Annotated in this window: 31 protein-coding genes; 12 read left to right on the plus strand and 19 right to left on the minus strand. The window is 74.2% G+C overall.

Annotated features, from left to right (window positions below; all coding sequences use genetic code 11):
* Positions 1-5: 5 nt before the first annotated feature.
* Positions 6-191 carry a hypothetical protein gene (locus NMK34_RS15030; RefSeq protein WP_318333922.1) on the minus strand — a complete coding sequence of 62 codons (186 nt, stop codon included), beginning with the start codon at positions 189-191 and terminating at the stop codon, positions 6-8.
* 95 nt (positions 192-286) lie between these two features.
* Between NMK34_RS15030 and NMK34_RS15035 the strand changes: the two genes are divergently transcribed.
* Complete coding sequence (locus NMK34_RS15035; protein ID WP_318333923.1) at positions 287-1,321, plus strand: NAD(P)-dependent alcohol dehydrogenase; 1,035 nt, start codon at positions 287-289, stop codon at positions 1,319-1,321.
* On the opposite strand, the gene NMK34_RS15040 is transcribed toward NMK34_RS15035, so the two are convergent.
* Positions 1,308-2,435: a geranylgeranyl reductase family protein gene (locus tag NMK34_RS15040; RefSeq protein WP_318336350.1), complete on the minus strand. Its 1,128-nt coding sequence runs from the start codon at positions 2,433-2,435 to the stop codon at positions 1,308-1,310. The two genes, NMK34_RS15035 and NMK34_RS15040, sit on opposite strands and share 14 nt — an antisense overlap.
* Positions 2,436-2,578: 143 nt before the next feature.
* Between NMK34_RS15040 and NMK34_RS15045 the strand changes: the two genes are divergently transcribed.
* Together NMK34_RS15045 and NMK34_RS15050 are read left to right on the plus strand one after the other, a co-directional pair.
* Positions 2,579-2,815 carry a hypothetical protein gene (locus NMK34_RS15045; protein ID WP_013286401.1) on the plus strand — a complete coding sequence of 79 codons (237 nt, stop codon included), beginning with the start codon at positions 2,579-2,581 and terminating at the stop codon, positions 2,813-2,815.
* A gap of 71 nt (positions 2,816-2,886) precedes the next feature.
* A complete protein-coding gene (locus NMK34_RS15050) occupies positions 2,887-4,341 on the plus strand; it encodes an MFS transporter (protein WP_318333924.1) in 1,455 nt (484 codons plus the stop codon).
* Here the strand turns inward: NMK34_RS15050 and NMK34_RS15055 are convergent.
* The gene (locus tag NMK34_RS15055; protein WP_318333925.1) at positions 4,314-4,871 is read right to left on the minus strand and encodes a helix-turn-helix domain-containing protein; all 558 of its coding nucleotides are present in this window, start codon (positions 4,869-4,871) and stop codon (positions 4,314-4,316) included. The two genes, NMK34_RS15050 and NMK34_RS15055, sit on opposite strands and share 28 nt — an antisense overlap.
* Before the next feature lie 71 nt (positions 4,872-4,942).
* On the opposite strand from NMK34_RS15055, the gene NMK34_RS15060 reads away from it, so the two are divergent.
* Positions 4,943-5,284, plus strand: coding sequence for a hypothetical protein (locus NMK34_RS15060; protein WP_318333926.1), 342 nt, complete (start codon positions 4,943-4,945; stop codon positions 5,282-5,284).
* The gene (locus NMK34_RS15065; protein ID WP_318333927.1) at positions 5,281-6,198 is read left to right on the plus strand and encodes an alpha/beta hydrolase family protein; all 918 of its coding nucleotides are present in this window, start codon (positions 5,281-5,283) and stop codon (positions 6,196-6,198) included. Before NMK34_RS15060 ends, NMK34_RS15065 begins: the two co-directional genes overlap by 4 nt.
* Before the next feature lie 51 nt (positions 6,199-6,249).
* On the opposite strand, the gene NMK34_RS15070 is transcribed toward NMK34_RS15065, so the two are convergent.
* The 5 genes from NMK34_RS15070 to NMK34_RS15090 form a co-directional block, all read right to left on the minus strand.
* Positions 6,250-6,807 (minus strand): hypothetical protein, encoded by a 558-nt coding sequence (locus tag NMK34_RS15070; RefSeq protein WP_318333928.1) that lies wholly within the window; start codon positions 6,805-6,807, stop codon positions 6,250-6,252.
* Between the two features lie 398 nt (positions 6,808-7,205).
* Positions 7,206-7,931: a hypothetical protein gene (locus NMK34_RS15075; RefSeq protein WP_030275023.1), complete on the minus strand. Its 726-nt coding sequence runs from the start codon at positions 7,929-7,931 to the stop codon at positions 7,206-7,208.
* A 211-nt stretch (positions 7,932-8,142) separates the two neighbouring features.
* Positions 8,143-9,243: a DUF3626 domain-containing protein gene (locus NMK34_RS15080; protein ID WP_318333929.1), complete on the minus strand. Its 1,101-nt coding sequence runs from the start codon at positions 9,241-9,243 to the stop codon at positions 8,143-8,145.
* Positions 9,244-9,337: 94 nt separating this feature from the next.
* Positions 9,338-9,967, minus strand: coding sequence for an MBL fold metallo-hydrolase (locus tag NMK34_RS15085; RefSeq protein ID WP_318333930.1), 630 nt, complete (start codon positions 9,965-9,967; stop codon positions 9,338-9,340).
* Positions 9,964-11,052, minus strand: a complete 1,089-nt coding sequence (locus NMK34_RS15090; protein ID WP_013286410.1) for an S-(hydroxymethyl)mycothiol dehydrogenase — start codon at positions 11,050-11,052, stop codon at positions 9,964-9,966. Before NMK34_RS15090 ends, NMK34_RS15085 begins: the two co-directional genes overlap by 4 nt.
* Positions 11,053-11,191: 139 nt before the next feature.
* Between NMK34_RS15090 and NMK34_RS15095 the strand changes: the two genes are divergently transcribed.
* Positions 11,192-11,605 (plus strand): hypothetical protein, encoded by a 414-nt coding sequence (locus NMK34_RS15095; protein ID WP_318333931.1) that lies wholly within the window; start codon positions 11,192-11,194, stop codon positions 11,603-11,605.
* Between the two features lie 38 nt (positions 11,606-11,643).
* Here NMK34_RS15095 and NMK34_RS15100 read toward each other — a convergent pair whose 3' ends face one another.
* The 5 genes from NMK34_RS15100 to NMK34_RS15120 form a co-directional block, all read right to left on the minus strand.
* On the minus strand, positions 11,644-12,927 hold the full coding sequence (locus NMK34_RS15100) for an MFS transporter (protein ID WP_318333932.1): 1,284 nt from the start codon (positions 12,925-12,927) through the stop codon (positions 11,644-11,646).
* Positions 12,924-13,574, minus strand: a complete 651-nt coding sequence (locus NMK34_RS15105; RefSeq protein ID WP_318333933.1) for a GntR family transcriptional regulator — start codon at positions 13,572-13,574, stop codon at positions 12,924-12,926. Before NMK34_RS15105 ends, NMK34_RS15100 begins: the two co-directional genes overlap by 4 nt.
* 70 nt (positions 13,575-13,644) lie before the next feature.
* Entirely contained in the window at positions 13,645-14,484 is an 840-nt protein-coding gene (locus tag NMK34_RS15110; RefSeq protein ID WP_318333934.1) for an alpha/beta fold hydrolase, read from the minus strand.
* A complete protein-coding gene (locus NMK34_RS15115) occupies positions 14,481-15,383 on the minus strand; it encodes an SDR family NAD(P)-dependent oxidoreductase (protein WP_318333935.1) in 903 nt (300 codons plus the stop codon). Before NMK34_RS15115 ends, NMK34_RS15110 begins: the two co-directional genes overlap by 4 nt.
* The gene (locus NMK34_RS15120) at positions 15,376-16,872 is read right to left on the minus strand and encodes an NAD(P)/FAD-dependent oxidoreductase (protein ID WP_318333936.1); all 1,497 of its coding nucleotides are present in this window, start codon (positions 16,870-16,872) and stop codon (positions 15,376-15,378) included. The genes NMK34_RS15115 and NMK34_RS15120 overlap by 8 nt, the downstream gene beginning before the upstream one ends.
* Positions 16,873-16,988: 116 nt before the next feature.
* Here NMK34_RS15120 and NMK34_RS15125 point away from each other — a divergent pair, with 116 nt between their 5' ends.
* Positions 16,989-17,681 carry a TetR/AcrR family transcriptional regulator gene (locus tag NMK34_RS15125; protein ID WP_318333937.1) on the plus strand — a complete coding sequence of 231 codons (693 nt, stop codon included), beginning with the start codon at positions 16,989-16,991 and terminating at the stop codon, positions 17,679-17,681.
* Here NMK34_RS15125 and NMK34_RS15130 read toward each other — a convergent pair.
* Together NMK34_RS15130 and NMK34_RS15135 are read right to left on the minus strand one after the other, a co-directional pair.
* Entirely contained in the window at positions 17,656-18,036 is a 381-nt protein-coding gene (locus tag NMK34_RS15130; protein ID WP_318333938.1) for a hypothetical protein, read from the minus strand. The genes NMK34_RS15125 and NMK34_RS15130 overlap by 26 nt on opposite strands.
* Positions 18,036-18,512 carry a hypothetical protein gene (locus NMK34_RS15135; protein ID WP_318333939.1) on the minus strand — a complete coding sequence of 159 codons (477 nt, stop codon included), beginning with the start codon at positions 18,510-18,512 and terminating at the stop codon, positions 18,036-18,038. The genes NMK34_RS15130 and NMK34_RS15135 overlap by 1 nt, the downstream gene beginning before the upstream one ends.
* Before the next feature lie 44 nt (positions 18,513-18,556).
* On the opposite strand from NMK34_RS15135, the gene NMK34_RS15140 reads away from it, so the two are divergent.
* A complete protein-coding gene (locus tag NMK34_RS15140; protein ID WP_318333940.1) occupies positions 18,557-19,552 on the plus strand; it encodes a transcriptional regulator in 996 nt (331 codons plus the stop codon).
* 54 nt (positions 19,553-19,606) lie between these two features.
* Here NMK34_RS15140 and NMK34_RS15145 read toward each other — a convergent pair whose 3' ends face one another.
* Positions 19,607-21,088: a PLP-dependent aminotransferase family protein gene (locus tag NMK34_RS15145; RefSeq protein ID WP_318333941.1), complete on the minus strand. Its 1,482-nt coding sequence runs from the start codon at positions 21,086-21,088 to the stop codon at positions 19,607-19,609.
* A 29-nt stretch (positions 21,089-21,117) separates the two neighbouring features.
* On the opposite strand from NMK34_RS15145, the gene NMK34_RS15150 reads away from it, so the two are divergent.
* The gene (locus NMK34_RS15150; protein WP_318333942.1) at positions 21,118-21,726 is read left to right on the plus strand and encodes a LysE family translocator; all 609 of its coding nucleotides are present in this window, start codon (positions 21,118-21,120) and stop codon (positions 21,724-21,726) included.
* A gap of 36 nt (positions 21,727-21,762) precedes the next feature.
* The gene (locus NMK34_RS15155) at positions 21,763-22,470 is read left to right on the plus strand and encodes a B3/4 domain-containing protein (protein WP_318333943.1); all 708 of its coding nucleotides are present in this window, start codon (positions 21,763-21,765) and stop codon (positions 22,468-22,470) included.
* Positions 22,471-22,608: 138 nt separating this feature from the next.
* Here the strand turns inward: NMK34_RS15155 and NMK34_RS15160 are convergent, their stop codons facing one another.
* On the minus strand, positions 22,609-23,001 hold the full coding sequence (locus NMK34_RS15160) for a hypothetical protein (RefSeq protein ID WP_318333944.1): 393 nt from the start codon (positions 22,999-23,001) through the stop codon (positions 22,609-22,611).
* Between the two features lie 93 nt (positions 23,002-23,094).
* Between NMK34_RS15160 and NMK34_RS15165 the strand changes: the two genes are divergently transcribed.
* Positions 23,095-23,901 carry an SDR family oxidoreductase gene (locus NMK34_RS15165; RefSeq protein ID WP_318333945.1) on the plus strand — a complete coding sequence of 269 codons (807 nt, stop codon included), beginning with the start codon at positions 23,095-23,097 and terminating at the stop codon, positions 23,899-23,901.
* A 58-nt stretch (positions 23,902-23,959) separates the two neighbouring features.
* Positions 23,960-24,529, plus strand: a complete 570-nt coding sequence (locus NMK34_RS15170) for a GNAT family protein (RefSeq protein ID WP_318333946.1) — start codon at positions 23,960-23,962, stop codon at positions 24,527-24,529.
* 18 nt (positions 24,530-24,547) lie between these two features.
* On the opposite strand, the gene NMK34_RS15175 is transcribed toward NMK34_RS15170, so the two are convergent.
* Positions 24,548-25,567 (minus strand): dipeptide ABC transporter ATP-binding protein, encoded by a 1,020-nt coding sequence (locus NMK34_RS15175; RefSeq protein WP_318333947.1) that lies wholly within the window; start codon positions 25,565-25,567, stop codon positions 24,548-24,550.
* A partial coding sequence (locus NMK34_RS15180) for an oligopeptide/dipeptide ABC transporter ATP-binding protein (RefSeq protein WP_412098883.1) occupies positions 25,564-25,915 on the minus strand: 352 nt, incomplete at its 5' end. The genes NMK34_RS15180 and NMK34_RS15175, both read right to left, overlap by 4 nt.

Consider the following 25,915-nt stretch of genomic DNA (forward strand, 5'->3'; position numbering starts at 1 on the left):
CCCCGTCAGCCGCCCGCGCGCAGGTGCCACTCCGACTCCCCGCCGACCGGGTCCGGCCGGTCCGGCGGGGTCTCGGTCTCCACGGACCCCGTCAGGTCATCCGGGCGTACCCGGGCGGGCAGTTCGCCGAAGCGGACGTGCCGCAGGAACGCGTACTCCTCGTCGGTGAACGACTCGGCCGGCTCGCTCATGACCGCATTGTGCGCTCACCCGTTCCGTCTCCGCATCAACCGCTACGGCAGGGGTATGCCGCCGCGACGACCGTGGGCGACGAGGTGGAGGAGACATGCGCGCAGTACGGATGACCGCACCCGGTGTGCTGGAGCACACGGAGGTGCCCACCCCGCAGGCCGGCCCGGGTGAAGTGCTGCTGCGCGTCGGCGCGGTCGGCGCCTGCCACTCCGACCTGCACATCCTCGACGCGCCGGCCGGGGTGTTCCCGATCCCGATGACGCTCGGGCACGAGATCGCCGGCACCGTGGACACGGTCGGCGCCGGGGTGGAGGGCTGGTCGCCCGGCGACCGGGCCGCCGTCTACGGCATCATCGGCTGCGGCCGGTGCCGGGCCTGCCTGCGGGGCGAGGAGAACCGGTGCCGGGTCACCCCGGTCGGCGGGATCGGGCTCAGCCGCGACGGCGGGCTGGCCGAGTACGTGGTGGTGCCGGCGTCCCGGCTGCTGCCGGTCGGCGACATGGACCTGACCCAGGCGGCGCCGCTGACCGACGCCGGGCTGACCCCGTACCACGCGGTGGACCTGGCGCGGCCCCGGCTGCGACCGGGCACAACCTGCGTGGTGATCGGCATCGGCGGCCTGGGGCACATGGGATTGCAGATCCTGCTCGCCACCACCGCGGTACGGATCATCGCGGTGGACACGAACACCGCCGCGCTGGACCTCGCCGCCGGCCTGGGCGCCCACCACACGGTGCAGGCCGGCCCGGACGCGGTGGACAGGATCCGCGAACTGGTCGGGCCGGCGCCGGACGGCGCGGACGTGGTGCTCGACTTCGTCGGCGCGCAGCCCACGCTGGACACCGCCCGGCAGGTGGTCGCCACCGGCGGCCAGATCCTGCTGGTGGGCCTGGCCGGCGGCACGCTGCCGGTGCGGCCGGTCGCCGACGAGCCGCCGCCGGTGCCGCTGGAGACCGGTGTGGTCGTGCCGTTCTGGGGCACCCGATCCGAACTGCACGAGGTGATCGAGCTGGCCCGCGACGGCCGGCTGCACGCCGACGTGCACACGTTCCCCCTCGCACAGGCGCCGCAGGCGTACGAGGCGCTGCGCCGGGGCGAGGTGCGGGGGCGGGCGGTCATCGTCCCCTGAGCGGTGGCAGGCGGTCGAGCAGCGCCAGCCCGGCCCGCACCGGCCGCCGGTCGAGCACCTCGGCGAAGCTCGCCCGCCCCTGGCAGAACCGGACGAACATCCGCCAGCCGGGTGGGCTCGCCAGCATCGTGTGGAACACGTCGGGCCGCCGCTCGAACACCTCCAGCAGCCGGTACCCGGCGCGCATCTCCGGCGTCAGCCGCCGGTCGACGTCCCGGGCGTACGCGTCGAGGTCACCGGCGGCCACCGCCGCACCGGCCAGCCGGCCCGAGCGCAGCGCGTAGCTGATCCCCTCACGGCTCCACGGCTCCAGCAGCCCGGCGGCGTCCCCGGCGACCAGCACCCGGCCGTGCCGCAGCGGGGAGTCCCCGGTGCGGCAGCGGGTCAGGTGACCGGAGTCGTGCTCCGGCCTCACCCCGGACAGGCCGAGCCGGTCGGTGAAGTCGCGCAGATAGGCGCGGGTGCGGTCGCCGTCGCCCCGGGCGGATATGACACCCACCGTGAGACGGTCGCCCTTGGGGAACACCCAGGCGTAGGAGCCGGGCAGCGGCCCCCAGTCGAGCAGCACCCGGCCGCGCCAGCGGTCCCGCTCGGCGGCGTCCACCGGCAGTTCCAGTTCCAGGCCGAGGTCGACCTGCCGGAAGCGCACCCCGACGTGCCGTGCCGTCACGCCGGACGAGCCGTCCGCACCGATGACGGTACGGGCCCGTACCGTCTCACCGCCGGCCAGGCGCAGGCGTACCTCGTCGGGGTCCTGCTCGATCGCGCGGACCGCGACGCCCTCGCGGACCTGCGCCCCGGCGGCGACGGCGGCGGCGCGCAGCCGGTCGTCGAACTCCTCCCGGCGGATCATGGTGACCAGCGGCGCGGGGTGCCGGCGGGTGAACGCGCGTCGCCCGTCCCGGGTGAACGTGATCCGGTCGACCCGGTCGTGGGCGGGCACCTCGACAAGGTCGCCGACCTCGGCGAGCGAGGTGCCTGTCAGGCCGCCGCCGCAGGTCTTGTAGCGGGGGTGGGTGGCCCGTTCCACCACGAGCGTGCGGACGCCGGCCCGGGCCGCGGCGTGCGCGGCGGAGAGTCCGGCGGGCCCGCCGCCGACCACGACGAGATCCATGATCACGGGTGCAGCCTAGGGCACCGCCGTGCCGCGCCGCCCGGTACGACAGTCGAACGGGTGAGCATCATCGCGGCCCGCCCGGGTAACCGCCGGTCGCCGGCCGTCCGCGGGTCGGGCGGTCCACGCCGAGGAGGGAAGCGATGCCTCAGGTCCAGCTGTCTGCGGTCGAGGAACGGGTCTACCAGGCGGTGTCCGCGCTGGAGGTGCAGGGGCACGTCCCCTACCCGGACCTGATCGCCCAGGAGACCGGGATGACCGAGGAGGAGCTGCGCGAGCCGCTGCACTCGCTCACCGAGCGGGGACTGCTGCACCGCGAGGACTCCCCGATGTCCGGCCTGGACTTCGGACCCCGGTGGTGCGCGCGCCAGATGGCGTGATCGAGTCGTTTGCCCCACCGGGCACCGGGTAGCGATCAGAGTCGGGTGATCGACGGTCAGTGGGGGGCACGATGAGCGAGGGCCGGTCGTCGTCGGCGGTGCCCGACACCGGGTACGACGACCGGCGTCGCTGGCGCGCGCTGAGCGTCGGCCTGATCGCGGCGTTCATGACGCTGCTGGACGTCAGCATCGTCAACGTCGCGGTGCCGTCGATCGACCGGGCGTTGCAGGCCACGCCGAGCGACCTGCAGTGGGTGCTGTCCGGGTACGCGCTGACGTTCGGCCTGGTGCTGGTGCCGGCCGGGCGGTTCGGCGACGCGCGCGGGCGGCGTAGCGCGTTCGTGGTCGGGGTGGGCCTGTTCACGCTGACCAGCGCGCTGGCCGGGCTGGCCCGCTCGCCGGAGTGGCTGGTCGTCGCCCGGCTCGTCCAGGGCGCCGCCGCCGGCGTGGTGAACCCGCAGGTCAGCGGCATGATCCAGGAGCTGTTCCGGGGTGCCGACCGGGGCCGGGCGTTCGGGCTGCTGGGCGCCACGATCGGCATCTCCACCGCCGTGGGTCCGCTGCTCGGCGGCCTGCTCATCCAGCTCGGCGGCGCGGAGCACGGCTGGCGGTGGGTGTTCTTCGTGAACATCCCGGTCGGGATCGTGGCGATGTTGCTCGGCTGGCGGCTGATGCCGGCCCGGGCGACGAACCCGGCCGGACGGGGCCGGCTCGACCCGCTCGGGGTGCTGCTGCTCGGCGCCGGGGTGACCGTGATCCTGCTGCCGCTGGTGCAGCGGGAGCAGTGGCGGGGCCCGGGCAAGTGGCTGCTGATCCCCGTCGGCCTGCTGCTGCTCGCCGGGTTCGCGCTCTGGGAGCACCGGTACGCCCGGCGCGCCCAGCCGCTGTTCGACCTGCGGCTGTTCACGGTGCGCTCCTACACGCTGGGTTCGCTGATCGGCCTGATCTACTTCGCCGGGTTCACCGCGATCTTCTTCATCTTCACGCTCTACCTCCAGATGGGGCTCGGCTACAGCGCGCTCGTGGCCGGTCTGGCGATCACCCCGTTCGCGCTCGGTTCGGCGCTGGCCTCCGCGCTCGGCGGCCGGGTGGTGACGCGGTACGGCCGTCCGCTCGTCGCGATCGGTCTGCTGGCGGTGGTGGCCGGGCTGATCGCGACCGACCTGGTGCTGGCCGGCGGGCCGCACGACAACGTGCCGCTGCGCACCGCGCTGCCGCTACTCGTCGCCGGGCTGGGCAGCGGTCTGGTGATCGCGCCGAACCAGACGCTGACGCTGTCCGAGGTGCCGGTACCGATGGCCGGCAGCGGCGCCGGGATGCTCCAGACCGGCCAGCGCATCGGGTCGGCCGCGGGCATCGCCGCGGTGGGCGCGCTGTTCTTCTCGACGCTGGCGCAGGACCGCGGCGACTGGGGTGCGGCGTTCCGCCACTCATTGCTGCTCGCCGCCGGGATCATCGTGCTGGCGCTCGGTGCCGCGGTGGCGGACATCGCGCTCGGTCACCGGCGGTCGGCGGGCCGCTCCTGATCGGCGCCGGGCAGCAGCACTGTGGTGAGCAGCCGCCGGGTGCGGCCGGGTCCGGGGCCGAACGCCGCGTACTCGGCGAACAGTTCGCGGAACCGGGTGACGAACTCGGCGGTCTCGGCGTCGGTGGCGTGGAACGCGTTCTGCCGGTAGCCGGCCACGTCGCGGGCCAGGTCGGGGTCGCCGCGGCCGAGGTAGCCGTCGAAGTCGGCGAGCAGGCCTGCGACGAAGGTGAGGAACGCCTGCCGGTGCCGTTGCGGGCTCATGGCCCGGGCCTCGCCCGGGTCCACCGATGCGGCTGCCTCGACAAGCCGGTAGCTGCGCTCGGTCGCGCCGCGGGCCCGCCGCTCCCCCACCGTGTGCAGCACGCCGTGGTCGGCGAGCGTGGCGACCTGCCGGTAGAGCGTGGCCGGTGGCACGTCGCTCAGCTCGGCGCGCAGGTCGGTGGTGGTGAGCGTGCGGCCGCCGAGGAACGCCTGGACGATGCGCAGCCGGACCGGGTGCATCAGCAGTTCCACGGTGTCGAGTGCCACAGCGGCTCCCCTTTTTGTTATCGCCCCCGGTAATGTTCTCACTGACGATAACAGAAGCGAGGAGTCCACCGATGGCCACCATCGACCTCACCCCCGACCGCATCGACGTCCGGCTCACCCCGGCCGAGAAGATCTGGGCCCTGCGCGGCGACCTGTCGTTCCCCCGCTCCGCCGTCAGCGGCGCCGTCGTCGTACCGGACGGCGCCCGCGCCACCCGTGGCATCCGGGCGCCCGGACTCGGCGTGCCCCGCACGCGCAACGTCGGCACCTGGCGCGGCAAGGCCGGCAAGGAGTTCGTCAGCGTCCGCGGCGGCCAGCCGGCCGTCCGCATCACCCTCACCGGCCAGGCGTACGACTCCCTGCTCATCGGCGCCGACGACGCCGACGCCCTGGCCGCGGCGGTGCTGCGGTGACAGTCGACCGCGCGTTCATCGTCGGCTCGGGCGGGCACCGGCTGTCCGGCACGCTCACCCTGCCCGACGGTGCCGGGCCGCATCCCGTGGCGCTGCTGCTGCCCGGCTCCGGGCCGATCAACCGCGACGGCGACCACCGCCGCCTGCCGCTGGGCATCCAACGGCACCTGGCCGCCGCGCTGAGCGGGGCCGGGATCGCCGTCGCCCGGTACGACAGGCGGGGCGTCGGCGAGAGCAGCGGCGAGTTCCTGCGTACCGGCTTCCACGACAACGTCGACGACGCGGCCGCCGTGGTCGCGGCGCTGCGCGACGACCCGGCCGTGGACGCCGGGCGGATGTTCCTGGTCGGGCACAGCGAGGGCGCGCTCACCGCTGTCGCGCTCGCCGCGCGCGGCGTACCGGTGGCCGGCCTGGTCCTGCTGTCCGCGCCCGGGCGCACCGGCGCCGAGGTGCTGCGCCGGCAGGCCGGGCGGCTGCTGCCCACCCTGCCCGCGCCGGTACGCCTCGTGCTCCGGCTCACCCGCACCGACCTGGCGGCGAAGGTGGCCCGCAACCACGAGAAGATCCTCGCCACCGACAAGGACGTGGCGTGGGTCGGCGGGCAGCGGCTCAACGCCCGCTGGTTCCGGGAGTTCCTGCGCTACGACCCGCGGCCGGACCTGGCCCGCGTCGACGCCCCGATCCTCGCGCTCACCGGCGACAAGGACCTCCAGACCGACCCGGCCGACCTGCCGGTCATCGCCGCGCACGCCGGCGGGCCGGTGCGGACCGGAGTGCTGCCCGACGTCACCCACGTGCTGCGCCGCCGGCCCGGGCCGCCGTCGCTGCGGGCGTACCGGGACGAGGCGAAGCAGCCGCTGGACCCGTCGGTGGTCGAGCCGGTGCTGTCGTGGCTCGCCGCGCACAGCGGCTGAGGGCACACGAAAGGCCGGCACCCGATCCGGGTACCGGCCTTTCGACGGGTCTTACTTGTTCCAGTGCTCGGCGACGATCTCGGCGGCCTGCTTCTCCCACTGCGCGTACGCGTCGGGGTAGGCGCTGACCTGCACGGTCTGCGCGGCCTCGGTCAGCGGCATGTCCTGCCAGCCGTCGACCTGCTTGAGGCCCTTGAGGAACGCCAGCGTCGAGTACTCGGGGTCGGTGATCTGCTCCGGCGTACCCCAGCCGCTGGACGGCCGCTGCTGGAACAGGCCCAGCGAGTCGTGGTCGTTGCGGTCACCCAGGTGACCCAGGTTCTCCAGCTTCGACTCCTGCAGCGCGGTGGCGATCGAGATGACCGCGGCGCGCTCGGGCAGGCCCGCCTTCTTGGTGGCCGCGATGATGGCCTTGGCGTTGGCGAGCTGCTCGTCGTTCAGGTCCACGTGCGACTGCTCGCCCTGCGGGCTGGCACTGACACCCTGGACCGCGACCAGGGTGGGCTTGGTGGTCTCCGCCGCGTGGGCGGCGACCGGACCGGCGAACACGCCACCGGTGAAGGCGAGACCGGCGATACCGAGGATGCTCTTGCGCAGGATCGTGTTCATGGTGGGCTCCGTTCGGGGGTCGACGCATCCGAGGGGATGCGTGGGCACCGTCAGGCGCTCAAGGGGATCTCGGGGGTCCGGCAGCGCGGGGCGTGCCGGGTGCATCTGCAACGACCGACGACCCGGGGTTGTTCCCGCCGGGTGGGCGCTCGGTGGCGCCCCTCCGGTCGCGCACCGGGTTACAACGCCACCCACCCGCCCCCGATTCCGCCCCCGGAGTGCCGCCCACCACAGCCGAACCGGACACCCCGCCCTCCCCGCCGGCCCTCCCCGGCGATCTTGGAGTTGTGGCGCCCAGGATGTCCGTTATCCGAGGTCTGCGAGGTGCCACAAGTCCAAAATCGACGAGAACGGCCGGCCCCTCGGAAGAGGGCCGGCCGTTCTTTACGGGTTTCGGGTCACCAGACCTGCTGGACGATGTCCGCGGCCTGCTCCTCCCACTGCGCGTACGCGTACGGGTAGGCGGACACCTGGACGGTCTGCGCGGCGGTGGTCAGCGGCAGCTCGTGCCAGCCGCCGACGTTCTTCAGCGCGTTGAAGAACGCCTTGCTGGAGTACTCCGGGTCGGTGATCTGCTCGGACGTGCCCCAACCGGACGACGGGCGCTGCTGGAACAGGCCCTCCGAGTCGTGGTCGTTGTACGCGCCGAGGTGACCCAGGTTGTAGAGCTTCGACTCCTGCAGCGAGGTCGCGACGCCGATCACGGCGCCCCGCTCCCCCACGCCGGTCTCCTTGGCCGCCTCGACGATGGCCTTGGCGTTGTCGAGCTGCGCGTCGTCGAGCGGGATGCGCGACTGCGCGCCCTCGACGCCGTGCGGCACGAGCTTCTCCTTGGCCGGCCGGTCGGCCCGGGTCGGCACCTTGTCCAGGCCGGTGGTCTGGCCGGGCTTGACCGCCTCGGTGGAGGTCTTCTTGCCGGTCGCCAGGTCGATGGCGGCCTTGGCGCCGGCGTGCGGCCCGCTGGTCACCGGCGCGGCCACGGCTACGGGGCCGACGGCCAGGCCGCCCAGGACTGCCACGCCCGCCACGCTCAGCGCGGCACGGCGGTTACGGGTGACGGCGGCGGTCTTCGCGACGGCGGTCTTCGCGATGGCGGGGAGCCATCGAGTGAAGTGCTGCTTCACGATGGTTGCCCTTTCGATCGTTACGACGCGCTCCGGGGTGAGCGCCCCTCGAGGGACTACCGCCGGGTAGGTGTTTGGGTTCCGGCGGCACGGGGGACACAACGAGTCCGCCGTGTCGGTCATTCCGGAAATGCCGGGCAGGGCCGAGGCTGCGGTCCAGGTCACCCGGGATTCCGGGCAGCAGAGTCGTGGCCACGGCAGAGCGGGACGATCAGGCCGGAACGCCGAACCGGACCAGCACGTGCCAGAGCTGCTTGAGGTGCTGCAACGTCACCGCGGCCGGTCCCCGGTCGGTCCAGCGCTGCGGCTCGCGTACCACCGAGGCGGCGGCCCGCCCGACGAGCGCCGCATGCAGCGGCTCCCCCGGGCGGGCGAACTCGGCGTGCACACGCGCGGCGAGCGGCGGGATGTCCGGGCCCCGGAACTCGGCGTCCACGGCGTCGACCGGCAGCACGAAGCCCGGGTGGTAGCGCAGCGCCAGGCCGTGCCGCGCGGCGATCCCCGCCAGGCGCCGCCCGGCGTCGGTATCACGGAACGACGGGTCGACCACCAGCGCCTCGACGTCACGGGCCAGGCTGATCTCGCCGTGCACCTGCGCCTCGATGTAGTCGTCGAGCGCCCGGCCGACCCGCCCGGACTCCCGTTCCCGGCGGCGCAGCAGCGTCCGCAACAGCATGCCCGTGTCCATGCCGGACACGCCAAGGGCGACGCCGGTACCGGCGGTGGCGGTGAGCAGCGCCGCGAACACCGGCTCGAAGACGTCGACGGTGCCGAACTCGGTGGGCTCGATGTGGCTGTCACCGAAGCTGAACGTGGCCCGGGCCAGCACCTCCGGGCGCAGCCGCAGGTGGCAGGATCCGAACCGGGGGCACGCGCCGTCGGCGTGGTCGAGCAGGTTCAGGCCACCGTACTTCGGGCGCTGCGCGGGGAGCACGCCGGGACGCTGGTACGCACCGCCGAACATCGCCTGCTCCCAGACGTCCCGATCGCCGCCCGGGTACGCGGTCAGGCCGCCGTTGGAGATGCCGGTCTCGAACTGGCTGCGGTAGACGCCCTCCTCGTCCAGCGCCTCGGCCACGGTACGGCCGTCGCGCAGCACCCGGTCGGGGTGGAAGTTGTGCGTCAGGCGGCCGTACCCGGTGACCGCGGCGACGACCTCCTCGTACCGGTAGGTGGCGCCGGAGGCGGCGAGGTGGCCGGCGATGACGGCGAGCGCGGCGGGACGGTCGCGCAGCGCGACGTCGCGGACGTGGCGCAACGCGGCGGACTGGGCGGCGGTGAGGGTGGCGACCGGCACGGGCCCGAGTATCACGTGTCGCGCCGCCGCGCGGCCACACGGTTTCCGGCCCGGGACGCGCGAGCGGGCCCGGACCGATCACTCCGGCCGGGCCCGCTCGGGCGTGTCCTCAGTGGCCCCGGGCGATCCACTCGTCCAGGTGCGGCGCCTCGGCCCCGATCGTGGTGTCGTCGCCGTGCCCGGTGTGCACCACCGTCTCCGGCGGCAGCGTGAGCAGCCGGGTACGGATCGACTCGACGATGGTGCCGAAGTCGCTGTACGACCGCCCGGTGGCGCCCGGTCCCCCGGCGAACAGGGTGTCGCCGGTGAAGACCGTGCCGAGGTCGGGGGCGTACAGGCTGCACGCGCCGGGGCTGTGACCCGGGGTGTGCAGCACCCGCAGCGTGGTGCCGCCGGCGGTGATCGTCTGCCCGTCGGTCAGCTCGCCGTCCGGTGCCGTGTCCGGGTGCACCATGTCCCACAGCACCCGGTCGGCCGGGTGCAGCAGCACCGGCGCGCCGGTGGCCCGGGCCAGTTCGGGCGCGACCCGGACGTGGTCGTCGTGGGCGTGGGTGGCGATGATCGCCACCACCCGCCGGTCACCGATCACCTCACGGATGGCGGCCACGTCGTGCGGCGCGTCGAGGACGACGCACTCGGCGTCGTCGCCGACCACCCAGACGTTGTTGTCCACGTCGAACGTCTGGCCGTCGAGCGAGAACGTGCCGGAGGTGACGGCGTGGTCGACGCGGGCGGTCACGGGAAGACCACCACCGAGCGCAGCACGTCGCCGTGGTGCATCCGGGCGAACGCCTCCTCGACCTGGTCGAGGGCGATCTCCTCGGTGACGAACGCGTCCAGGTCCAGCCGGCCCTGCCGGTACAGCTCGGTGAGCATCGGGAAGTCACGGCTGGGCAGGCAGTCGCCGTACCAGCTGGACTTGAGCGCGCCGCCGCGGCCGAAGACGTCCAGCAGCGGCAGGTCGACTGTCATCTCCGGGGTCGGCACGCCGACCAGCACGACGGTGCCGGCCAGGTCGCGGGCGTAGAACGCCTGCTTCCACGTCTCCGGACGGCCGACCGCGTCGATCACGACGTCGGCGCCGAAGCCGCCGGTGGCCGCGCGGATGGCCTCCACCGCGTCGTCCTCGGAGGCGTTGACGGTGTGGGTGGCGCCGAACTTGCGCGCCCAGTCGAGCTTGCGGGAGTCGGTGTCCACCGCGATGATCGTGGTCGCGCCGGCCAGGGCCGCGCCGGCCACCGCCGCGTCGCCGACACCGCCGCAGCCGATCACCGCGACCGAGTCGCCCCGGGTCACGTTGCCGGTGTTCATGGCCGCGCCGAGACCGGCCATCACGCCGCAGCCGAGCAGGCCGACCGCCGCCGGCCGGGCCGACGGGTCGACCTTCGTGCACTGCCCGGCGTGGACGAGCGTCTTCTCGGCGAACGCGCCGATGCCGAGCGCGGGCGTCAGCTCGGTGCCGTCGGTGAGCGTCATCTTCTGCGTCGCGTTGTGGGTGGCGAAGCAGTACCACGGGCGGCCGCGGCGGCAGGCCCGGCACTGCCCGCAGACCGCGCGCCAGTTGAGCACCACGAAGTCGCCGGGCGCCACGTCGGTGACGCCGTCGCCCACCTGCTCCACGATGCCGGCGGCCTCGTGGCCGAGCAGGAACGGGTAGTCGTCGTTGATGCCGCCCTCGCGGTAGTGCAGGTCGGTGTGGCAGACGCCGCACGACTGGATGCGGACCACCGCCTCGCCCGGCCCCGGGTCCGGCACCACGATGGTGGTGACCTCCACGGGCGCGCCCTTGCGCCGCGACACGACTCCCCGGACTTCCTGGCTCACGGTGCCTCCTTCGTTGCATGCGTCTGCACCCAGAACCTACCGCTGATCATGACGGGCGAACCAATGAAGCCCGGCGGATTGTCCTGGTCATGACCGGGTACCCGGTGTGCCGGTTCTACCAGGTGGGACAGGAGTGATCATGAGGCTGTCGCATGCTCCGCTGCGGGTCGCCATCGGCGCGTACATCTTGAACTCCGGGCTGGGCAAGCGGGGCCTGGAGGGTGAGGCCGCCGCTGGTATGCACGGCATGGCGGCCGGCGCGATGCCGCAGTTGCGGCAGATCCCGCCGGACCGGTTCGCCGTGCTGCTGTCGCGGGGCGAGGTCGCGCTCGGCGCGGCGCTGCTCGCCCCGTTCGTCCCGTCGCTGCTGGCCGGGGCAGCGCTCACCGCGTTCGGCGCGGGCCTGGTGCAGCTCTACCTCAAGACGCCGGGTATGCGCGAGGGCAGCAGCCTGCGGCCGAGCCAGGAGGGCATCGGCCTGGCCAAGGACGTGTGGCTGGTCGGCGCGGGGCTGACCCTGATGCTCGACTCGCTGGCGCGGCACCGGCCCTGAGCCGGCCGAGCCGAAACCGCGCCCGGCTGCCCGCGTACTCAGGCCGCCGCCGGGACCACGGCGGCGGCCCGCTCCCCGGCGAGCCGGCGACGGGCGGCGTTGCGGTAGCGCAGCACCTGCACCGCGCCGAGCGTCCAGAGCAGGAACTGCACGGCGAACGCCCAGCGGAACGCGGACAGCGGCGGCGCGGCCTGCCCGGCCGGGGTGGCCAGGTCGAGCACCACGCCGACGGCCAGGATCAGCGCGATCGAGGCGACGAAGCCGCCGACGTTGACGATGCCGGTGGCACTGCCGATGCGGTGCACCGGGTTGAACGTGCGGGCGTAGTCGAACCCGATCATCGAGCCGGGGCCGTTGACCGCGAGCACCACCACGAGCGCCACCAGCAGCCAGTGCGGGGCGCGGCCGGGCCAGGCCAGGACCACCGCCCACACCCCGGCGGTGGCGGCGGTGATCGCGAAGACCACCACCGAGCGGTGGAACGGGTGGCGCGAGCACAGGTGCGCGATCACCGGCCCGCACACGAGCGTCACCACTGTCATCAGGGTGAGCATCCCGGCCGCCGCGGTCGGCGAGAACCCCTGCCCCTGCACGAGGAACGGGTACCCCCACAGCAGCGCGAACACGGCGCCGGAGAACTGGGTGACGAAGTGCGTCCACAGGCCCAGCCGCGTGCCGGGCTGCGCCCAGGCGTCGGCGAGCTGCCGCCGCACGGTGGCCAGGTCGGGGGCGAGCGCGGTGGCGTGCTCGGCGTGCGGGGTGTCGCGTACCGCGATGAGGACCAGCAGCACCACCGTGGCGCCGAGCGCCGCGGCGGTCAGGAACGCCGGGGTCCAGCCCGCGCGGTGCAGCAGCAGCACCAGGGGTACGGCCCCGAGCACCGCACCGAGCTGGCCGACGGTGCCGGTGAGCTGCACCAGCAGCGGGTTGCGCCGGCCGGGGAACCAGAACGCGACGATGCGCAGCACGCTGATGAACGTCATCGCGTCACCGAGGCCGACGAGCACCCGGGCGGCGACGGCGGCCGGTACGTCGCCGGCCACGGCGAACAGGAGCTGCCCGGCCACCATGAGCGCGCCGCCGGCCAGCAGCAGCCGGCGTGAGCCGTAGCGGTCCAGCAGCACCCCGACCGGCACCTGCATGGCGGCGTAGACGGCGAGCTGGGCGACGGAGAACGTGGCGAGCGCGGCGGCGTTGATGTGGAAGCGGTCCGCCGCGTCGACCCCCGTGACGCCGAGGGAGCTGCGGTGGAACACGGCCGTCAGATAGGCGGTGACGGCCACCGCGTACACCAGGGCGGCGGGGCGGCGACCCGCGTTCACCGCAGCGTCCCGAGCATCCGCGCGGCGGTGTCGATGTGCGCGGCGACCGCGTCGTGCCACGCCTGCGGGTCGTCGCCGTCGAGCGCGGCGAGCTGGCCGGCGTGCTCGGCCAGGGCGACCTCGGCCCAGCCGGGTGAGAGCCGGAAGCTCGCCTCCCCCATGCGCAGCTGCCTGTCGCGCAGCCGGTGGTACAGCTCGGCGAGGATCTCGTTGCCGGCGGCCTCGACCACCGCCGCGTGGAACGAGCGGTCGGCGGCCATCAGGGTGGTGATGTCACCGGCAGCGTGCGCGCGGCGCATCTCGTCCAGCCGGCGGGCCAGGTCGGCGCGCAGCGCGGCCCGGCGCGGCCAGACCCGGTCGGCGGCGTGCAGTTCGACCAGTCGGCGGGCCTCGATGACGTCGGCGATCTCCCGGGCCGACACCGGCCGGATCAGCGCGCCGCGCTTCGGGTAGAGCTTGACCAGCCCTTCGGTCTCCAGCCGCAGCAGCGCCTCCCGGACCGGGGTGCGGGACACCCCCGTCGCCTCAGCGATCTCGCCCTCGCTGACGAGCTGGCCGCCCGGGTAGACCTGTTCCAGGATGGCCTGCTTGAGGTGCCGGTACGCCCGTTCGGCGGCGGACGGCGCGGTCCGGCTGGGATGCGTCATGTATCTAAGCTTGCTCCCCGGGTCGCCCGGACGGCCCGGCGCGGGCCGGGACAGTGGCGCAGGCCACCGGTCAGGCCCACAGCTCCCTCAGCAGCGCCTCCACCTCGGCGGTCCGCTCGATCTGCGGCATGTGCCCGGTGTCGCGGAACAGGTGGCTGCGCGCGTCCGGCAGCCGTGTGCGGGCGTACGCCAGGTGCGCGGCGGGCAGGACCAGGTCGCGCTCGCCCCAGACGAGCAGCGTGGGCAGGTCGAGCGCGGCCACCGCGTCGAGCAGGTCGGCGCGCCACCGCGGGCGTACGCCGCGCCAGGTGCCCAGGTCGCGGACCAGCTCCAGCATCACCCGGGCGGCGTGCGGCTGCCGGGCCACCGCGAGCGCTGTGGCGAGCCGCTCCTCGGTCACGTATGCCGGGTCGTGGAAGATCGCCCGTTCGGTGCGGCGGACGATCCCCGGGTGCGGGCGCAGCAGCAGCCGGGCCAGCGGGCGTACCGCCAGCAGCCGCAGCGCCACCGTCACCTCTCGGCCGAAGCCGGCGCTGTTGAGCAACGCCAGGCTGGCGACGCGCCGCGGTTCGTCGGCGGCCAGGCGCATCGCCACCGCCCCGCCGAGCGAGTTGCCGACCAGGTGCGCCGGGCCGGTCACCCCGGCCACGTCCAGGAAGCGGGTCACCGCGGCGGCCAGTGCTGGCAGCGTGTGCGGCCCGTCCAGCGGCGCGGAGCCGCCGTGCCCGGGCAGGTCCACCGCGAGCACCAGGTGGTCGCGCGCCAGCGCCGTGTGCAGGGCGGTGAAGTCGTCGAGGGTACGGCCGATGCCGTGCAGCAGCACCACGGGCGGCCCGTCGCCGCTGATCCGGCAGCGCACGCGCCGGCCGTCGACGACGCGCGCGCCGGCCGGCGGGAGGGCCACCGTCACGCCGTGCGTCCGGGTTCCCGCGCGGCCTCCTCGGTCCGTGGGGCCGGCACCTCGGCGACGGTGGCCACCGGGCGGGACTGGCGCATGGCCAGGGCCAGCACCCGGCCGTACCCGGCGGGTGCGAGGCGGGCGAGCAGGTCGGGCAGCTTCGCCGACCAGCCGATCAGCACCCGGCCGCGGCGTCGCCGAGCGCCGCGCAGGATCACCTCGGCGGCGACCGCCGGGTCGATGGTGAGCAGCTTCTCGAACTGCCTCCGCCCGGCCTCGTACTCGTCGAGGGCCACGCCGCTGCCGACGCGGGCGCCGGCGGCGATCCGGGTGCGGATGCCGCCCGGGTGCACCGAGGTGACGCCGACGCCGTCGTCGACCAGCTCGTGCCGCAGCGCCTCGGTGAAGCCGCGTACGGCGAACTTGCTCGCCGCGTACGCGGCCTGCCCGGCGGGGGCGATCAGCCCGAACAGGCTGGACACGTTCACCAGGTGGGCACCGGGTTCGGCCTTGAGCGCGGGCAGCAGCGCATGGGTCAGGCGGACCACCGCCCGGAAGTTGATCTCGATGACCCAGAGGAACTCCTCCACTGTGACCTGGTCGAAGCGCCCGCCCAGCGCCACCCCGGCGTTGTTGATCAGCAGCCGGATCCGGGGGTGCGCACGGTGGATCTCGGCGGCGACCCGATCGGTGGCGTCGGCGTCGGCCAGGTCGACCACGTGGGTCTCCACCCGCCGGTCCGGGTACGCGGCCCGGACCGCGGCGACGGTGGCGGCCAGGCCGTCGGCGTCCCGGTCGAGCAGCACCAGGTCGGCGCCGCGCCGGGCCAGCCCGTGGGCCAGCGCCGCGCCGATGCCGCTCGCCGCGCCGGTGAGCACCGCCGTGCCGCCGGGGAAGACGAGGTCACGCATCGGTTCCCCCCGAGGTGGTGGCCGCCGTGGCGGGTACACCGGCGCGGTCGAACCGGACGCCGTCGGTGAGCGGGCCGTGCCGCATCAGGCGGACGTCGCGGGGATAGTTCTGGTGCAGCCGCCACGGCGCCTGCGGTCCCTGCTTGGGCAGCTGGTCGACGGCGCGTAGCACGTAGCCGGACTGCAGGTCGATGATCGGCACCAGGTCGTCGGTGTCCGGGGCGAGCGGCGTGACGATCTGCCGGCCGGTGTCGTCGAGGTGGCGCAGCAGCCGGCAGACGTACGTGGCGACGAGGTCGGCCTTGAGCGTCCAGGAGGCGTTCGTGTAGCCGATGGTCATGGCGAAGTTCGGCACGCCGGAGAGCATCATGCCCTTGTAGGCCACGGTCGAGGCGAGGTCGACCTCGGCGCCGTCGACCACCAGCGTCATGCCGCCGAGCGCGAGCAGGTTGAGGCCGGTGGCGGTGACCACCACGTCGGCGGGCAGTTCCTCGCCGGAGGCGAGCCGGATGCCGTGCTCGGTGAACGTGTCGATGGTGTCGGTGACCACCGACGCGCGGCCGGCGCTCAGCGCGGCGAACAGGTCCCCGTCCGGCACCACGCAGAGCCGCTGGTCCCACGGGTTGTAGCGGGGCGAGAAGTGCCTGTCGACGTCGTACCCGGACGGGAGCCGGCCCTTCGCGGCGCGGCGCAGGAACCGCTTCACCACACCGGGGGCGCGGCGGCTGAGCTGGAAGTTCGCCACGCCGAGCGTGACGTTCTTCCACCGGGCCACCGCGTACGCGGCCTTCGGGGGCAGCCAGCGCCGCGCGGCGTCGGCGAACGGGTCGCGCGAGGGCAGCGCGATCACGTACGTGGGTGAGCGCTGGAGCATGGTGACGTGGGCGGCCCGCTCGGCCATGGCCGGGACCAGGGTGACGGCGGTGGCGCCGCTGCCGATCACCACGACCCGCTTGCCGGTGTGGTCCAGGTGCTCGGGCCAGTGCTGCGGGTGCACGAGCGTGCCGGCGTACCGCTCGACGCCGGGGAACCGCGGCGTGTAGCCGGAGTCGTAGCGGTAGTAGCCGGAGTTGGTGAACAGGAACCCGCAGGTGAGGGTGACGTCCTCGCCGGTGTCGTCGCGGTGGGCGTGCACGGTCCAGCGCGCGGTGGCGCTGTCCCACTCGGCGCGTACCGCCCGGTGGTGGAAGCGGATGTGCCGTTCCACGTCGTACTCGCGGGCGGTCTGCCGCACGTACGCCCGGATGGAGTCGCCGTCGGCGATGGCCTTCGGGTCGGTCCACGGCTTGAATGAGTAGCCGAGGGTGTACATGTCGGAGTCGGAGCGGATGCCCGGGTAGCGGAACAGGTCCCAGGTGCCGCCGATGGCACCCCGGGCCTCCAGCACCGCGTAGGTCTTGCCGGGGCATTCGCGTCCGAGGTGGACGGCGGCGCCGATGCCGGACAGGCCGGCCCCGACGATGAGGACGTCGACGTGGTCTGTGTCCATCGGTTTCTCCCGTTCGCACCGGCGGTGGACCGGACACTATCCATCGCCGTCGACCGCAGTCAACACCGTGTCGAGTCGAATCGACAGGGTGTCGAGCGGGTGTAGCATCTGCCGGCATGACGACCGCCCGTACGCCGACCGGCGCCGCGCCGACGCGCGGGCGGCGGGCCGGCCGGTCCACCGGCGACGACCGGGAGACCGCGATCCTGGCCACTGCCGAGCGATTGCTGACCGAGCGTCCCTTCGCCGACATCTCCATCGACGACCTGGCGCGCGGCGCGGGGATCTCCCGGCCCACGTTCTACTTCTACTTCCCGTCCAAGGACGCGGTGCTGCTCACGCTGCTCGACCGGGTCACCGAGGAGGCCGACGCCGCCGCCGGTGGCGTGTTCGAGCGGCTCGCCGAGGATCCGCGCGCCCACTGGCGGGAGCTGATCGCCCGGTTCCACGCCACCTTCGGCGGGCACCGCGACGTGGTGCTGGCCTGCGCCCAGGTGCGCGGCACCAACGCCGAGGTGCGGCGGCTCTGGGCCGAGGTGCTGGAACGCTGGGTCCGCGCGGTGCAGGCCGCGATCGAGGCCGAACGCGCCCGCGGCGCGGCCCCGGACGGGCTGCCCGCCCGGGACCTCGCCATCGCGCTGAACTCGATGAACGAGCGCGTCTGGTACGCCACCTTCGCCGGGGACGGCCCGGCGGTGGCCGAGCGGGACGTGGTGGACGTGCTGCTCGACGTGTGGCTGACCGCGATCTACCGGACCACCACGCCGCCGGTCACGCCGCCGCTCAGGCCGTCCGGCGGAACTCCATGATCCAGTTGGTCTCCCAGGTGCGCTCCCCGTCGGTGGAGAACGCCTGCTCCCAGCGGCAGGAGCCCGCGGTGACCGCCGACCAGAGGAACCGGCAGCGCACCGGCCGCCCCTCGTCGGTGTCGTCGGCGTGGAACTCACCGACGCCGCCGGTGAACCGGCCCACCACCGGCGGCAGCTCCAGCACGCCCCGCGCGCTGTGCATCCAGTAGATCGACCACAGCCCGGTCGCCGGGTTCAGGATGCGCACCGAGGAGCCGGAGAAGCCCCGGCTCGGGCAGCGCATCTCGTCGAAGCTGCCGGCGCCGTCGAAGAACGAGCGCGCCTCGCTGACACCGGCGAACTCGAAGTCGCCCATCAGCGGCCCACCGGCCCCTGCGCCCGGGCGTCCGCCAGGTAGCCCGCGAGGTCCGGCCGGTCCGGTGCGAGCACGTGCCGGATCCAGGCGATGCGCTCGTGTTCCAGCACGCCCAGCTCCCAGACGCAGCCGACACCGGGGCGGGTCAGGTCGACGAAGTGCGCCGGGTCGTCGTCCGGGCAGTCCAGCGCGGGCTGCCCGGCGATCGCGATGCGGCACTCGACCACGTTGTCGAAGAACCAGCTGTACGCCAGCAGGTACGCCCCGGTGTCGGCGCCCCGGTGCAGCACCACCCAGCTCGCCGGCGGGGTGGCGCCGTCCGGTGCGGGCAGCAGCGCCGGCAGGTACGCGTACGCGGCGTCGACCACCCGCGGTTCGAGGCGGCGGTCCGGCTGGTCCATGTGGTAGCGCTTGACGTGCCGGCCGGCCACCTCGACGGTCCCCGGCACTGTGAGCTCCTTGTCGTGAAAAGCCATGCGGGCACGCTAGGAGCGCTCCCCTGACAGCTAGTGTCAGTGGAATGCGGGCGAGTCGACTCCTGTCCATCCTGCTGCTCCTCCAGGCGCACGGCCGGCTCACCGCCGCCGACCTGGCCAACCGCCTCCAGGTGTCGGCGCGCACCGTCTACCGGGACGTCGAGGCGCTGCACGCCGCCGGTATCCCGCTGTACGGCGAGGCCGGGCACGACGGCGGCTACCGGCTCGTGGAGGGGTGGCGGACCCGGCTGACCGGACTCACCGCCGAGGAGGCCGACCGTCTGCTCTTCGCCGGGCTCCCCGGACCGGCGGCCGAGCTGGGCTACCAGTCGGTCGTCGCCGCCGTCCAGCTCAAGCTGCGGGCTGCGCTGCCCGCGCCGCTGGCCGACCGGGCGGCCCGGCTGGAGCAGCGGTTCCACCTGGACACGCCGGGCTGGTACTCCGACGGCGATCCGTCGCCGTACCTGGCCGAGGCCGCCGAGGCGGTGTGGCGGCAGCACCGGGTCCGGGTGCGGTACCGGGGCTGGCGGGGCGAGAAGACCCGCGTCCTCGAACCGTACGGGCTGGTGCTCAAGGGCGGGCGCTGGTATCTGGTCGCCGCCCGGCCGGACCGCGCCGGCCCGGCCACCTACCGGGTCAACCAGATCCTCGACCTGACCCCGCTGGACGAGCCGTTCGAGCGGCCCGAGTTCGACCTGCCGGCCTGGTGGCGCGCGCACGTGGTGGAGTTCCGGGCCGGTCTGCACCGCGACGAGGCACGCATCCGGCTGTCGCCGCGCGGGTTCGCCCGGCTGCGCGAGGTCGGCAGCGACGTGGTGGTGGCCGCCGCCGAGGCGAGCGCCGGCCCGCCCGACGCCACCGGCTGGGTGCACGCGGTGATCCCGATCGAGTCGCTCACCCACGCGCACGGCGACCTGCTCCGGCTCGGTGCCGACGTGGAGGTGCTCACCCCGGAGGCGCTGCGCGCCCGCCTGTCCGAGACCGCCACCGCCCTGGCCGCCCTCTACCACCCGCCCTCCGCCCTGCCTGTCCCCCGGTGATCAAGGAGTTCGTGTCCTTCGAGGAGATCGACTCGGACACGAACTCCTTGATCATCAGGGCGGGGTGAGGGTGCGGCGGGCCTCGGCCACCGTGAAGAGGGCACGGTCGAGGTCGGAGGGCGAGGTCGACGCGTAGCCGAGGACCAGGCCGGGTGGCTGCGGGCGCTGGCCGTGCCAGGACAGCGGATGGACCTTCACGCCCCGGCGCAGCGCCGCCGCCGCCAGCGCCCGGTCGTCGACGTCACCGGGCAGCGTGACCATCAGGTGCAGCCCGGCCGCCGCGCCGTGCACCACCGCCCCCGGCAGGTACGCGCCTACCGCGCGGATCATCGCGTCCCGGCGGCGTACGTGCCGGTGCCGCAGCAGCCGCAGGTGCCGTTCCAGCGCCCCGGACTCCATCAGCTCGGCCAGCACGAGCTGCGCCAGCGCCGCGTTGCCCAGGTCGGCCGCCCGCTTCGCGGCCACCACGTCGGCGTGCAGCGCGGGCGGCACCAGCAGCCACCCGATCCGCAGCGCCGGCGCGAGCAGCTTCGAGATGCTGCCGACGTAGCAGACCCGGTCCGGCGCCATGCCCCGCAGCGCCGGCACCGGCGGACGGTCGTAGCGGTGCTCGGCGTCGTAGTCGTCCTCCACCACCAGGCCGCCGTCGCGCGCCCACCGCAGCAGCCGCCGGCGCCGGTCGCCGTCGAGCACCACCCCGGTCGGGAACTGGTGCGCCGGGGTGAGCAGCACGGCGGGCGCGCCGGACCGCTCCAGCTCGTCGACGCGCAGGCCCCTGTCGTCCACCGGGACCGGCGGCGTCGCCAGCCCGGAATAGGCCAGGTGCTGCCGTACGCCGAGCGAGCCGGGGTCCTCGACCGCGACGGTGTGCGTACCCCGGTCGCTCAGCACCCGCGCGAGCAGGCCGAGCGCCTGGGACACCCCGGCCACGATCACCACCTCGGCCGGGTCGGCGCGGACGCCCCGGCTGCGGGCCAGCCAGTTCGCCACCGCCGACCGCAGCGCGGGCGCACCCGCCGGGTCGCCGTAGGCGAGCGCGGCGGGCGTCATCCGGTGCAGCACGGCCCGTTCGGCCCGCAGCCAGGCCGCGCGGGGAAAGGCCGCCAGATCGGGTACGCCGGGAGTCAGGTCCACCTCCGCGGGTACGGCGCGCAACTCGTCGAAGACGTCGAGGCCGGGCCGGCCGGCGAACACCTCCGCTGCTCGCCTGGGCCGGGGCGCCCGGGTGACCACGGCGGCCGGTGAGGCGACCACCACCGTTCCGGCCCGGCCGCGCCCGGCCACCTGCCCGTCCTCGGCCAGCCGCTGGTACGCCTCGGTCACCACTCCCCGGGAGACCCCCAGCTCGGCGGCGAGCACCCGGCTGGCCGGCAGGCGGGTGCCCACCGGTGCCCGGCCGTCGGCGATGGCCGATCGCAGCCGGGCGGCCAGCCAGTCCGCGCGGCCACCTGGGGGCGCCTCGCCGACGTCGAGCTGGAGGAAGTCCGCACCGGCCGCTTTGGACTTCTCGATGACGACAGCTTTGGCCCTGTTCATCGGACCATTATGGCCACAGGCTGGACCGTATGACAGCCGCCTTCCTGTTGACCTCACTCGTCGTCGCGATCAGTCCCGGCACCGGGGTCATGCACACGCTCGCCACCGCCGTGGCCGCCGGACGCCGGGCCGGGCTGGCCGCTGCCGCCGGTGCCACGCTCAGCCTCGTCCCGCACGTGATCGCCGCGGTGACCGGCCTGGCCGCCCTGCTGCGCGCCGGCACGCCGGCGTTCCGCGTGGTGACCTGGCTGGGTGTGGCGTACCTGCTCTGGATGGCCTGGTCGGCGCTGCGCGACCGGGGCACGCTCACCGTCGGCGGCGACCGGCCCCCGCGTCCCACGGCGGCGGTGTTCCGGGACGGGGTGCTGCTGAACCTGCTGAACCCGAAGGTGACGGTGTTCTTCGTGGCGCTGCTGCCACAGTTCGTACCGCCGGACGCGCCCGCCGCCACCGCGCGCATGCTCGCCTGCGGCCTGGTGTTCATGGCTGTCACGCTGCTGGTGTTCGCCGGGTACGCGCTCCTGGCCGGCGCACTGCGCCGCCGCGTGCTGTCCCGGCCCCGGCTGACCGCGCTGCTGCGGCACGCCTTCGCCGGCGGCTTCCTCGTCCTGGGCCTCGGCCTCGCCTTCTCCGCCTGACCCGTCCCAGCCCACCGCCCGAAAAGGAGTCTCCCTGTGCGTTTCCGGCACTCCCCCGAGATCTGGTCGGCCTTCCCGGAACTGACCTGCGGCGTCCTGCACGCCACCGGCGTCACGCCGGACGTCGACGTCACGCCACTGTCCGCGGGGCATCTCGGCGCCGCCCGGGACCGGCTCGCCGCCGGGCCCGAGGGCGGCTTCGCGGAGATCCAGGCGTGGCGCCGCGCGTTCGCCCGGATGGGCTGCCCGCCGACCCGTTACCGGTGCGCGGCCGAGTCGCTGCTGCGCCGGTTGCGGCGCGACGGCGACCTGCCCCGGCTGCACCCGCTCGTGGACCTCGGGAACGCGCTCTCGGTCCGGTACGCGGTCCCGGTCGCCGTGCTCGACCTGGCCGGGATCGACGGCGACCTGACCGTCCGCGCGGCCGACGGCACCGAGTCCTACCTGGGCCTCGGCGGGGAGTCGGAGCAGCCCGCGCCCGGCGAGGTGATCTTCGCCGACCAGGGCGGGCACGCGCACGCCCGGCGCTGGTGCCACCGGCAGAGCGGCATGTCGGCGGTACGGGCCGACACCGCCGAGGTGCTGGTCGTGGTCGAGGCGATGCACGACGGAGCGGCGCCGACCGTACGCCTGATGCTGGACGACCTGGCGGCGGCTCTGGCCGAGCTGTGGCGCGTGCCGTCACGGACGGCGCTGCTCACCGCCGACGCGCCGGAGTTGGCCGTGCCGGTCCGGAAGGGCTGACCCGCCGGCGTGCTGACGGCCGGTCGCGCGGCGTGACGCCGGGTGCGCAGGTTCCGGGCGTCCGGCAACCACGCCGGCAGATGCAGGGCTCGTCGTCAGGCGTCGGCGTCGCTGCGGTCGCGCGCCATCAGCTGATCGTCAGGCGTCGGCGTCGTCGGTGCGGTCGCGCGCCGTCAGCGCGTCGAACTCGGCCGGGGTGATCTCGCCGGTGCGCAGCCGCCGGGCGTTGGCGGCGAACCGGGCGATCGCCGCGCCGCGCGGATCCGGCTCGGTCAGCACACCGGCGTCGGCGGTCAGGGCACTCGCGGCACCCGCCACGTCGTGCGGATCGGCCGGGTCGACCGGCTCGCCGTGCAGCTCGCGCAGCGCGTCTGCGAGCCGCGCGTCGGCGGCGGCGCCGGTGCCCCACCAGCGCCGGGCCAGGTCGACGGTGCGGCCGAGCGAATCCTCGCCCACCCGTTCGGCGCCTATCTCGGCTCGCATCATGCGCAGGAAGCGGATTGTCACGGCATCGGAGTCATCGGCGATCACGCCCGTACCCTAGCGAGCGGGTCCGACGAAACCGCCGGGCGAGCCGGGGTCGTCCGGCCGGTTGAGGTCGCTGCCCGCGGGTAGTGCGCGGACATGCCCGAACGATACGAGGACTACGACCGCGTCGCGATCGTCACCGGCGCGGACTCCGGCATCGGCAAGGCGTGCGCGGTGGCGCTCGCCGAGGCCGGCTACGACATCGGCATCACCTGGTACGGCGACGCGGCGGGCGCCGGCCGTACCGCCACCGAGGTACGCGCCACCGGCCGCCGTTGCGAGACCGCCGAGCTGGACCTGACCCGGCTCCCCGAGGCGGCGGCGGTCATCGACGAGCTGGCCGACCGGCTCGGCGGCCTGGGCGTGCTCGTCAACAACGCCGGCACCGGCCTGTCCGAGCCGTTCGTGGACGTGAGATGGGCGAAGTGGCGCGAGGTGCTGGCGGTCGACCTGGACGGCCCGTTCCTGTGCTCGCAGCGGGCCGCCCGGCGGATGCGCGCGGCCGGACGTGGCGGCCGGATCATCAACATCACCAGCGTCCACGAGCACGCGCCCCGCGTCGGCTCGTCGGCGTACTGCGCGGCGAAGGGCGGGCTCGGCCTGCTCACGAAGGTGATGGCACAGGAGCTGGCGGCCGACGGGATCACCGTCAACGCCGTCGCGCCGGGCGAGATCGCCACCCCGATGACCGGTCAGGAGGACGTCGACCCGTTCACGCAGGACCGGCCCGGCGTGCCGGTGGGACGTCCCGGTGACGCCCGGGAGGTGGCGGCGGTGGTGGCGATGCTCGCCTCGCCGGCGGCGGCGTACGTGACGGGGTCGTCGTGGGCGGTGGACGGGGGGATGCTGGTGATGGGGCCGCAGGCGTCCGCGCTGCCTTCTGATTCGTGGCGTTCCGTCTAGGCGGTCAGCCGCCGGGCGCGGGCAGCGGGCGGCCCGGCCCGTCACTACGGTGCGGAGGATGCAGAGTTCCGATCCGCTGGTGGCCGGCGTCGTGCACGAGGCGCCCGGCTCGACCGTACGACTGCGCCCGGTGGCCGAGGACGACCTGGCGATGCTGCGCCGTTTCGCTGTCGAACCCGGGCTGATCGGGCTCGACTGGGCCGGCTTCCGGGACGCCGCCGCGCCGGCCCGCCGCTTCGCCGAGGACGGCTATCTCGGCGAGCAGGTGGGCGGCCTGATCGTCCAGGTCGAGCCCCCCGACGTGGCGGCCGGATTTCTCAGCTATCGCCAGGGCCAGTACGGCGGGCGGGCACCGTACTGGGAGATCGGCATCGTGCTGCTGCCCGAATGGCGCGGCCGGGGTCTCGGTTGGCGGGCCCAGGCGCTGCTCTGCGACTACCTGTTCAGCCACACCCCGGCGCAGCGCATCCAGGCCGGCACCCATCCCGAGAACGTTGCCGAGCAGCGATCGCTGGAGAAGGCCGGCTTCCAGCTGGAGGGGGTCTTGCGGGCCTGTGAGTTCCGGGCCGGCGCCTGGCGGGACGGGTGGCTCTACAGCCGGCTGCGCGACGACCCGTCACCGCTGTGACCGCTCGGCGTCCCCTGGTCAAGGTGCGGGATCGGTTCCCATGACCGCGTCGAATGGTGTCTGCTTCTCCGGGTAGTGGCAGGCGGTTTGCTGCCGGCCGTCGTTCCGCGTGGTCAGCGCCGGCTCTTCGGTGGCGCAGTGGTCGGTGGCTTTCCAGCAGCGGGTGCGGAAGCGGCAGCCCGACGGTGGGTTGAGTGGGGTGGGGACGTCGCCGGTGAGGCGGATGCGTCCGGCGGGGCCGAGGGTGGTGACGTCGGGGATCGCGGACAGCAGCGCCCGGGTGTAGGGGTGTTGCGGGCGGGTGTAGATGGTGTCGCGGTCGCCGATCTCGACGATCTTGCCGAGGTACATGACGGCGACGCGGTGGCAGAAGTGCCGCACCACGGCCAGGTCGTGGGCGATGAACACGAACGCCAGGTCCAGGTCGTGTTGCAGGCTGCGGAGCAGGTTGATGACCTGCGCCTGGATGGATACGTCCAGCGCGGAGACGGGTTCGTCGGCGACGATCAGCTTCGGCTTCAACGCCAGGGCGCGGGCGATGCCGATACGCTGGCGCTGCCCGCCGGAGAACTCGTGCGGATACCTGTTGTAGTGCTCCGGGTTCAGGCCCACGAGTTCGAGGAGTTCCTGGACGCGGTGTTTGACGCCGCCGGGTGGGGTGATCCGGTTGACCTGCAACGGCATCGCCACGATCCGCCCGACCGTGTGGCGGGGGTTCAGCGACGCGTACGGGTCCTGGAAGATGATCTGCAGGTCCTGCCGCAACCCGCGCAGCTCACCCCGTCTCGCGTGGGTGATGTCCCGCCCCGCGAACGCGATCGACCCGGCCGTGGGCTCCAGCAGGCGCACCAGCATCCGCCCGGTCGTGGTCTTCCCACACCCCGACTCCCCCACCAGCCCGAGCGTCTCCCCCGCACGCACGTCGAAGTCCAGCCCGTCCACCGCCCGCACCGCACCCGTGGCGCGCAGGCCCTGCCGGACCGGGAAGTGCTTGGTCAGCCCGCGCACGGACAGCAGCGGCTCGGTCTCGGTGCTCATCGGGCCACCCCCACCTGGGCTACCTCGTCGCGGTAGATCCGCTCCCGATCCCCCGCCGACAGATGGCAGGCCACCAGATGCCCCGCCGCCCCCGCCGCAACCAGCTCAGGCACCTCGGTGCGGGACCGGTCGCCGTTCACGCCGGCCCACCGGCACCGCGGATGGAACGCACACCCCGACGGCAGGTTGATCAGACTGGGCGGGTTACCCGGAATCGGCACCAGATCCGCGTCCGCGTCACCGTGCAACGACGGCACACTCGACAACAACCCCCACGTGTACGGATGCTGCGGCGCCCGCAACACCCGCTGCACACTCCCGTGCTCCACCGCCCGGCCCGCATACATC

It is taken from the genome of Micromonospora sp. BRA006-A (genome assembly GCF_033433935.1).
Taxonomy (GTDB): Bacteria; Actinomycetota; Actinomycetes; order Mycobacteriales; family Micromonosporaceae; genus Micromonospora; species Micromonospora aurantiaca.